This window comes from Flavobacterium sp. (genome assembly GCF_043780635.1).
GTDB lineage: Bacteria > Bacteroidota > Bacteroidia > Flavobacteriales > Flavobacteriaceae > Flavobacterium.
The window spans coordinates 1-7,146 of record NZ_JAYWCK010000134.1; the positions used below are offsets into that span (position 1 = coordinate 1).

Below are 7,146 nucleotides of genomic sequence, written 5' to 3' on the forward strand. Positions count from 1 at the left end.
TATGTCTCTTATGAATGTGTTCGCTCATAAAACAAAGATAATAATTTTACTTACCATCGAACCCCGAAGCAGAGCTTCGAGGAATTCTTTTGATTAAACCTATATAATATGTTAACAGAAACACTAGAAACCTTATTTACCAGAGATCTTAATAGACTAAAAAAGGAAATAGAATTGTATCAAAACGAAAAATCAATTTGGATTGTTGATAAGGAAATCTCTAATTCATCCGGAAATCTTTGCTTACATTTAATTGGTAATCTTAATGCTTATATTGGAGCAACACTTGGAAATACAGATTATATAAGAAATAGAGAACTTGAATTTTCATTAAAAGATATTCCAAAAGCAGAGCTAATAAGGAATATTGAGGATACGATTCTTGTTGTCCAAAATTCCATTCGCAATTTGAATAATCAGGATCTAGAAGCTGAATATCCAATAATAGTCTTTAAAGAAGCAATGTCAACAGAGTTTTTTTTAGTTCATCTTTCCTCTCATTTAAGTTATCATCTTGGCCAAATAAATTACCATAGAAGATTACTGGACAAATAATTACCAAATAGTTAGAGACAGACTTTTAGATAAATTAAAAGTATTCGATTAAATAAATAGCTAATAAAAACTCAATTTTTTATAATTAAAATCAAATAAATCATAATTTTTACTAATTTGCGATAAATTTATACTTTCCCAAATGACATCAATCACCCGATTATTTGATTTTCCATATTATCAATTAGAGCATTATAACATTCCGGATGCTTTGGTTACCAAATATAATGGAGTCTGGGTAAAAACTTCGACCGAAGAATATATTGCAAAAGCCAATGCCGTTTCAAGAGCATTATTGCGAATGGGAATTCAAAAAGACGATAAAATTGCATTAATTTCTTCCAATAATAGAACCGAATGGAATGTTATGGACATTGGAATTTTACAAATCGGAGCGCAAAATGTTCCTATTTACCCAACTATTTCCGAAACTGATTACGAATACATACTTAATCATTCTGGTTCCATCTACTGTTTTGTGTCTGATACTGAAGTGTTGCGAAAAGTAAATTTAATAAAGCAAAATCTACCCAATCTAAAAGAAGTATTTTCCTTTGATGAAATTGAAGGTTGCAAAAACTGGAAAGAATTGCTTGTCCTTGGCGAAGACAAAAGCAATCAGAATGTAGTTGAAGAAAGAAAAAGTAATGTCAGACCTGAAGATATGGCCACCATAATTTATACTTCAGGAACGACAGGAAGACCAAAAGGGGTTATGCTTTCACATAAAAATATCGTGTCAAATGTCTTGGACAGCGCCGTAAGAATTCCTTTCGAAAAAGGAAAAAGCCGTGGCTTGAGTTTCTTGCCAATTTGCCACATTTTCGAAAGAATGATTTTATATTTATACCAATATTATGGCGTTTCAATTTATTTCGGAGAATCAATAGACAAAATCAGTGACAATATAAACGAGGTAAATCCAACGGTAATGTCAGTAGTTCCAAGGCTTCTTGAAAAAGTATATGACAAAATCTATTCAAAAGGATTGCAACTCAAGGGAATCAAAAGAAAATTATTTTTCTGGGCAGTTGATTTAGGATTACGATTTGAACCTTATGGTGCCAATGGATTTTGGTATGAATTTCAATTAAAAATAGCCAGAAAGCTTATTTTCAGTAAATGGAAAGCAGGTTTAGGTGGAAAATTAGATTTAATGGTTTCAGGAAGTGCAGCTTTACAGCCAAGGCTTGCCAGAGTTTTTGCGGCCGCAGAAATTCCTGTAATGGAAGGATATGGATTAACTGAGACATCGCCGGTAATTTCGGTTAATGATATGAGAAATGGCGGTTTCAAAGTGGGAACAGTTGGAAGAATAATTGATAATGTAGAAGTTATAATTGCCGAAGACGGAGAAATTCTTTGTAAAGGGCCAAATGTAATGATGGGCTATTATAAAGATGAGCCTTTAACAAATGAAGCAGTTCGTGACGGATATTTCCACACGGGTGATATAGGTGAAATTGACAGCGAAGGTTTCCTTAAAATTACGGATCGAAAGAAAGAAATGTTCAAAACTTCAGGAGGTAAATACATTTCGCCACAATTACTGGAAAACGCAATGAAGCAATCTCGTTTTATTGAGCAAATTATGGTCATTGGAGATGGACAAAAAATGCCCGCAGCTTTCATTCAGCCTAACTTTGAATTTGTCAGAGAATGGGAAAAATTACACGGCATCACCGTTGGTTCAACCAATGAAGAAATCATTGCAAATCCAAAAGTTATTGAACGAATTCAGGAAGAAATAGACATTTTAAATGAGAAATTTGGGAATTGGGAAAAAATAAAACGATTTGAATTAACTCCGGATATCTGGTCTATTGCAGGCGGTCACCTCACTCCCACTCTAAAGCTGAAACGAAAAATAGTTATGGAAAAATACATTGATTTATTCCGTAAAATTTATGGTTAGCATTTTATTAAAATATTCACCACCTAAATAAAATAATCAAATTAAAATATTTACTTACCTTTAATTCCTCAAACCAATTAAAACCAAGTAAGTATGAATATTAAAAGTGTAGTTATTTTATTAGTGAGTTTTTTTTTATTTAACGGATGCAAACAAAATCCGGAAGAGGCAATAAAAGCAAATTACCTTGACTTCTCAAAACGTGACGATCAATTTACGGGTGGCATAAAAATGATTCCCATTACAACTCCAATCGGTAATTTTAAAGTTTGGACTAAAACCGTGGGAAACAATCCTAAAATAAAGGTGCTGCTGCTTCACGGAGGACCTGGAGGAACTCACGAATTTTTCGAATGTTTTGATGGCTTTTTTCCACAAGAAAGTATAGAATATATTTATTATGACCAATTAGGCTCTTATTATAGTGACCAACCTAATGATAATCGCTTATGGACTACCGAACGTTTTGTCGAAGAAGTAGAACAAGTTCGAAAAGCTTTGAAGCTAGACAATACTAATTTTTATTTATTAGGTCAATCTTGGGGCGGAATTCTTGCAATGGAATACGCCTTAAAATACCAGAAAAACTTAAAAGGTTTAATTATTGCCAATATGATGGCAAGCGCTCCGGCATATAATAAATATGCCCAAGAAGTACTTGGACCCCAAATGGATCCGAAAATTTTGAAACAAATTCAGGATATGGAGAAAAACAATGATTTTGCCAATCCAAAGTATGAGGAATTACTTTTTAAATATTATTATACCCAGCATCTCTTTCGAAAACCACTAGAAGAATGGCCTGAATCTGTGACCCGCGCTTTCAAACATTTAAACCCAAATGTATATGTTTATATGCAAGGTCAAAGTGAATTTGGAATGACCGGAAACGCAACTTTAAAAAATTGGGATGTTACTGACAGACTTAAAACACTAACAGTTCCAACGCTTTCAATTGGCGCAAAATATGATACAATGGATCCTGAACATATGAAATGGATTTCAGAAGAAGTTCAAAACGGAAGGTTTTTATTCTGTCCCAACGGAAGTCACTGCTCTCAATATGATGATCAGAAAACCTATTTTCCAGGCTTAATTAAATTTTTAAAAGATGTTGATAGTGGTGATTTTATGAAATCTAAATAGAAGTTTATTGTTTCCATTTTATATATTTTTACACAAAATGTTATTAACATTGTAAATAATTAAATAGTTAATAATTTTTTATATTCATAAATATCATATTATCAAAATTTTAATAATTTTATCAGATTAACCAATAAAATCAAAAAATTATGAACGCAAAAAATTTTTTAGTTTCAGGTGTTGTGGGTGGTATAGTAAACTTTCTGCTGGGATGGTTGCTTTACGGCATTATTTTTAAAGATCAATTTCCCGTTACCGGAGAAATGAATATGACAATGATTGTCTTGGGCAGTTTGGTTGGAGGCTTATTTGTTGCTTACATTTTTGCAAAATGGGCGCATATTTCTACCTGGAAAACAGGATTGCAAGCTGGAGCGGTTATCGGTTTGTTTCTAGGACTGTATTATGATTTTTATTATAATGCAATGAAAGCTACTGCTGATATTGATTGGCAAAATATGGGATTAGATATTGTGCTTACTATTGTTATGACTGCATTAACAGGAGCAGTTATTGCAGTTATGGTTGATAAAATGAAATAGACATATTGTATATACTTTTCTGTGACTCCTCAAGAAATTGGGGAGTTTTTTTTTGCTAATTCTAATTTATAAAAATAATTTTAATTTATTATGCGTGCATAGTATTTTTTATTATCTTTGAAATCTTTACTATAACGTTCTCGTAAAAAAGACACTATATAGAAACCTGATGTAAAATCGATTGTGTAAAATATGAAAGACAAAACTATAGACTATATTCTTCGTGCAACTTGGCAAGCCGTTGCTAGGATGTACAACGAAGAAGCTGCAAAATACGATGCTTCAATGGCGACTGGTTTTGCCTTATTGAGCATTGATAAGGAAGGAGGAACTCCATCAACCGCATTAGGCCCAAAAATGGGAATGGAAGCGACAAGCCTTACCAGAACATTGAAGTCGATGGAAGAGAGAGGATTAATCATCCGAAAAAGAAACCCCGAAGATGGGCGTGGTGTATTGATATACTTAACCGAATTTGGAAAAGAAAAAAGAGAATTGTCAAAAAATACGGTACTCAAATTTAATGAAGCCATAAGAAAAAATGTGCCAGCCGAAAAACTCCAAAATTTCATAGAAGTTTCTGAAACCATCAACGAATTAATTTCCGAAAAGAAAATATTCAACATCTAAAATTTATAATCCAAAATAAAAAATGAAAAGAGCTATTAAAAAAGTTGCAGTAATCGGATCCGGAATTATGGGTTCGGGAATTGCTTGTCATTTTGCCAACATTGGTGTCGAAGTCCTGCTTTTGGACATTGTTCCCAGAGAACTCACCGATGCTGAAGCGAAGAAAGGACTGACTCTCGAAAGCAAAATAGTTCGCAACCGCTTGGTCAACGAACATTTCCAAAATGCCTTGAAATCAAAGCCCTCGCCTATTTACCATCAAAAATTCGCAAGTCGAATTACTACTGGAAATACAACAGATGATTTAGCAAAAATTGCCGATGTAGATTGGATTATCGAAGTAGTTGTGGAACGCTTAGACATCAAAAAAATGGTGTTTGAACAAATAGAAAAATACCGCAAACCGGGAACATTGATAACCTCAAACACATCAGGGATTCCTATTCATTTTATGAGCGAAGGAAGAAGCGAAGATTTCCAGAAACATTTCTGCGGAACGCACTTTTTTAACCCTGCGCGTTACTTAAAATTATTTGAAATTATTCCTGGCCCACAAACTTCAACCGAGGTTTTGGACTTCCTTACTATCTATGGAGAGAAATTCTTGGGTAAAACTTCGGTTGTAGCCAAAGACACTCCTGCTTTCATTGGAAACAGAATTGGAATCTTCGGAATCCAAAGTTTGTTCCATTTGGTTAAAGAATTGGGATTGACTATTGAAGAAGTTGATAAACTCACCGGACCCGTTATTGGAAGACCAAAATCGGCGACTTTCAGGACGGTCGATGTGGTTGGATTGGATACTTTGGTACACGTTGCTAACGGAATTTACGAAAACTGCCCGAACGACGAACAACACGAATTGTTCAAATTGCCGGATTTCATCAACAAAATGATGGAAAACAAATGGCTTGGAAGTAAAACAGGTCAAGGATTTTATAAAAAAGAAGGACGGGACATTCTTTCTTTGGACTTGGATACATTGGAATATCGTGCGGCTAAAAAAGCTTCGTTTGCCACTTTGGAACTTACAAAAACCATCGACAAACCAATTGATCGTTTCAAGGTCTTAGTAAAAGGAAAAGACAAAGCAGGAGAATTCTACCGACGAAGTTTTGCCGGAATGTTTGCTTATGTTTCGAATAGAATACCTGAAATTACGGACGAATTGTACAAAATCGATGATGCAATGAAAGCTGGTTTCGGTTGGGAAAATGGTCCTTTCGAAATTTGGGATGCTATAGGTGTCGCAAAAGGAATCGAAATGATTAAAGATGAAGGTTTAGTTCCACCTGCCTGGGTTAGTGAGATGTTAGCCTCTGGTAGTTCAAGTTTTTATTCCATTAAAGAGGGAGCTACCTATTTCTATAATATTCCAAATAAAACACAAACTAAAGTTCCGGGACAAGACGCTTTCATCATCTTGAACAACATTCGCGAAAGCAAAAAAGTATGGAGCAACAGCGGAGCTATTATCCAGGATTTAGGTGACGGAATTTTGAACTTGGAATTCCAATCGAAAATGAATACCATTGGAGGTGATGTATTGCAAGCCATCAACAAAGCCATTGATTTATCCGAAAAAGAATATCAAGGTTTGGTTATTGGAAACCAGGGAGCCAATTTTTCAGTGGGTGCCAATATCGGAATGATATTTATGATGGCGGTCGAACAAGAATATGAAGAACTGAATATGGCTATCAAAATGTTCCAGGACACAATGATGCGCGTGCGATATTCCGGAATTCCGGTAGTAGTTGCGCCACACGGTATGACATTGGGTGGCGGTTGCGAAATGAGTATGCACGCTGATAAAGTGGTTGCTGCTGCGGAAACCTACATTGGATTGGTCGAATTTGGAGTTGGAGTAATTCCCGGAGGTGGCGGATCTAAAGAAATGGCGTTAAGAGCTTCGGATTTATTCCGTAAAAACGATGTCGAACTTAATGTTTTGCAAGAATATTTCTTGACTGTGGCTATGGCCAAAGTGTCGACTTCGGCATACGAAGCCTTTGACTTGGGAGTATTGCAACACGGAAAAGACGTGGTAGTGGTTAACAAAGATCGTCAAATTGCCGAAGCCAAAAAACACGCCTTATTAATGGCTGAAGCCGGTTATACTCAACCTATTCGCAGAACTGACGTAAAAGTTTTGGGAAAACAAGCTTTGGGAATGTTCTTGGTGGGAACGGACCAAATGGAAGCTGGAAAATACATCTCCGAACACGACAAGAAAATTGCCAACAAACTGGCTTATGTAATGGCTGGTGGTGATTTATCAGAACCAACATTGGTAAGTGAACAATATTTATTGGATATAGAAAGAGAAGCCTTTTTATCGCTTTGCACCGAAAGAAA

Annotated in this window: 6 protein-coding genes; all 6 read left to right on the forward strand. The window is 35.2% G+C overall.

Annotated elements, in window-relative coordinates; all coding sequences use genetic code 11:
* Positions 1 to 108 precede the first annotated feature (108 nt).
* On the forward strand, positions 109 to 555 hold the full coding sequence (locus tag ACH2BV_RS11945; RefSeq protein WP_395050958.1) for a DUF1572 family protein: 447 nt from the start codon (positions 109 to 111) through the stop codon (positions 553 to 555).
* A 142-nt stretch (positions 556 to 697) separates the two neighbouring features.
* On the forward strand, positions 698 to 2,470 hold the full coding sequence (locus ACH2BV_RS11950; protein ID WP_395050959.1) for an AMP-dependent synthetase/ligase: 1,773 nt from the start codon (positions 698 to 700) through the stop codon (positions 2,468 to 2,470).
* Between the two features lie 93 nt (positions 2,471 to 2,563).
* Entirely contained in the window at positions 2,564 to 3,616 is a 1,053-nt protein-coding gene (locus ACH2BV_RS11955) for a proline iminopeptidase-family hydrolase (RefSeq protein WP_395050960.1), read from the forward strand.
* A gap of 149 nt (positions 3,617 to 3,765) precedes the next feature.
* Positions 3,766 to 4,158 (forward strand): hypothetical protein, encoded by a 393-nt coding sequence (locus ACH2BV_RS11960; RefSeq protein ID WP_395050961.1) that lies wholly within the window; start codon positions 3,766 to 3,768, stop codon positions 4,156 to 4,158.
* A gap of 192 nt (positions 4,159 to 4,350) precedes the next feature.
* The gene (locus ACH2BV_RS11965) at positions 4,351 to 4,788 is read left to right on the forward strand and encodes a MarR family winged helix-turn-helix transcriptional regulator (protein ID WP_395050962.1); all 438 of its coding nucleotides are present in this window, start codon (positions 4,351 to 4,353) and stop codon (positions 4,786 to 4,788) included.
* Between the two features lie 22 nt (positions 4,789 to 4,810).
* A partial coding sequence (locus ACH2BV_RS11970; RefSeq protein ID WP_395050963.1) for a 3-hydroxyacyl-CoA dehydrogenase/enoyl-CoA hydratase family protein occupies positions 4,811 to 7,146 on the forward strand: 2,336 nt, incomplete at its 3' end.

Bases quoted from the DNA above. Each gene is read 5' to 3' on its own strand.
- ACH2BV_RS11960 (WP_395050961.1), top strand. From the start codon at position 3,766: ATGAACGCAAAAAATTTTTTAGTTTCAGGTGTTGTGGGTGGTATAGTA.
- ACH2BV_RS11955 (WP_395050960.1), top strand. From the start codon at position 2,564: ATGAATATTAAAAGTGTAGTTATTTTATTAGTGAGTTTTTTTTTATTT.
- ACH2BV_RS11945 (WP_395050958.1), top strand. From the start codon at position 109: ATGTTAACAGAAACACTAGAAACCTTATTTACCAGAGATCTTAATAGA.
- ACH2BV_RS11950 (WP_395050959.1), top strand. From the start codon at position 698: ATGACATCAATCACCCGATTATTTGATTTTCCATATTATCAATTAGAG.
- ACH2BV_RS11965 (WP_395050962.1), top strand. From the start codon at position 4,351: ATGAAAGACAAAACTATAGACTATATTCTTCGTGCAACTTGGCAAGCC.